Genomic DNA, 2132 nt, shown 5'->3' on the forward strand with positions numbered 1-2132 from the left:
GGATTATCCATGAGCCCAGAGCCGTGCACCAGCTCGAGCAGCTCGACATTTTAGAGCTGATAACGAGCCTCGAGGAGGAGATGCAGCGCTCGGCCACCTCCCGCGAGACCACGCGCTCGAGTAAGGAACGCGCCGTGCTGGTGGGGCTCAACACCGGGGAAGACCTCTTTGAGAGCGACGCCAGGCTCGACGAGTTGAGCGAGCTTGCCCGTAGCGCCGGGGCGGTGGTCGCTCAGCGCAGCCAGCAGCACCGCAAGACGCCCGACGCGCGCACCTTAATTGGCCGCGGCAAGCTGCAAGAGGTCGTTTCTACGGCGTATCACGAAGACGCCGATATGATCATTTTCGACCGCGAGTTAAACCCCGCTCAGGCTAGAGAAATCGAAGAGGAGACGAAGCTCAAGGTGCTCGACCGCACCCAGCTTATTCTCGACATCTTCGCGCAAAACGCCAGGGGCCGCGAGGCGCAAGTGCAAGTCGAACTGGCCCAGCTCAACTACCAGATCACCCGCCTAGCCGGCCGCGGCGAGGCCATGAGCAGGTTGGGAGGCGGCATCGGCACGAGGGGACCCGGCGAGACCAAACTCGAGGTCGACCGGCGCCGCATCCGCGACCGCATCACCTCCTTAGAGGGCGAGGTGACGCAGATAAGCAAGCGCCGGAGCGAGCGCCGCAAGAGCCGCACCCGCTCCTTAACCCCGGTGATCGCCCTCGTCGGCTACACCAACGCCGGCAAGTCCACCCTCTTTAACGCGCTCAGCAAGTCCGACGTCTTGAGCCAGAACAGGCTCTTTGCCACTTTGAGGCCCACCACTAGGGAAGGCTGGCTGCCCGGCCTCGGCCAGTGGGGCGCCAAGGTGCTCTTTACCGATACCGTCGGCTTTATCCGCGACCTCCCTGACGAGCTGGTGAACGCCTTTCGCGCCACCTTAGAGGAGCTTCACGACGCCGACGTGCTGCTCCACGTCGTCGACGGCGCGAGCCCAGGAGCGCCCGACCGGGTGGCCTCGGTCAACCGGATTTTGGACGACCTGGCGCTCGAGGTGCCGCGCTTAGTGGTCATCAACAAAGGCGACATCGCCGACCCCGACGTGCTGCGCCAGCTTGGGGAGCGCTATGAGGCGCAAGCCGTCTCCGCCGTGACGGGTGAGGGTATGGGCGAACTCAAGGATTACTTGGCGGGCTGGCTCGAGTCACCCCGCTACACCGCCCCCGACTCCGATTCCGCCGCCTCCTACGGCTGGCGCTAGCCTCTACGCGGGGGCTGCTATGTGAGGGCCGCTTGCAGACCGCGCCGATTTAAAACTGCCTTTTCCTAAACCGCGTCGCTGACGCGCATGTTGGCGGTGGCGTAAGTCTGTCACGGTTCACGGCGTGCCCGTAGGCGTTCTGGAAGTTCTCGTCTTGTTTCGTCAGCGCACCATGAGCCCTTGTCCTAACACCCCGGTGACTGCCTGAGCGAGCTTTTCTCCCTCGTGGATGGATAGGGGGTCATTGTCGAGCAGGCCGTCCATGGCCAGCACCGCCAGCCCGTGCACGAGCGACCAGGCCGCCAGTGCGAACGGCTCGGGATTTCCCGGAGGCATGAGGCCCTCCTCTTGACAGACGAGAATGCCGCTTAGGAGCACGCTGTAAGGGGCGTGTGCCGCCGCTGCGATAGAGGTGACGTCTTGGTCCGCTTCCTGCTTGCGTTGGCGCAACTCGGGACGGTTCATGAGACGAAACTCGGCGGGGTGCTCGAGCGCGAAGCGAACGTAAGCGACGCCGATAGCACGTAAGCGACTGATGGAAGGTCCAGCTGTGGTGTCCCACGCACCTTGGAGGGCGCGGGTAAAGGCGTGGAAAGCCTCAATGGCAAGGGCTTCGATGAGGCGGGCCTTAGCGGGGAAGTGATGATAGGGAGCGGCGTGACTGACGCCTGCACGCCTCGCGACCTCGCGGAGGGTGACGCCGTCGACGCCGCGTTCTGTAAGGAGCTCGAGGCCGGCTTTGAGGAGGGCGTGCCGGAGGTCGCCGTGATGGTAGGCGGCATTTTTACTCACAACTTGACCCATAACTTGACATCGTAAAGATTGTAACGTATCCTGACACTGTAAAGATAGTGAAAGGAGTAAGGCATGAAACGCACATGG

General features: G+C 63.1%; 2 protein-coding genes. One reads left to right on the forward strand and one right to left on the reverse strand.

Annotated features, from left to right (window positions below; all coding sequences use genetic code 11):
- On the forward strand, positions 1-1250 hold a 1250-nt coding region (gene hflX / locus M3498_14850; GenBank protein ID MDQ3460558.1), incomplete at its 5' end, for a GTPase HflX.
- A gap of 162 nt (positions 1251-1412) precedes the next feature.
- Here the strand turns inward: hflX and M3498_14855 are convergent.
- Entirely contained in the window at positions 1413-2042 is a 630-nt protein-coding gene (locus tag M3498_14855) for a TetR/AcrR family transcriptional regulator (protein ID MDQ3460559.1), read from the reverse strand.
- Positions 2043-2132 lie beyond the last annotated feature (90 nt).

It is taken from the genome of Deinococcota bacterium, assembly GCA_030858465.1.
GTDB lineage: Bacteria > Deinococcota > Deinococci > Deinococcales > Trueperaceae > JALZLY01.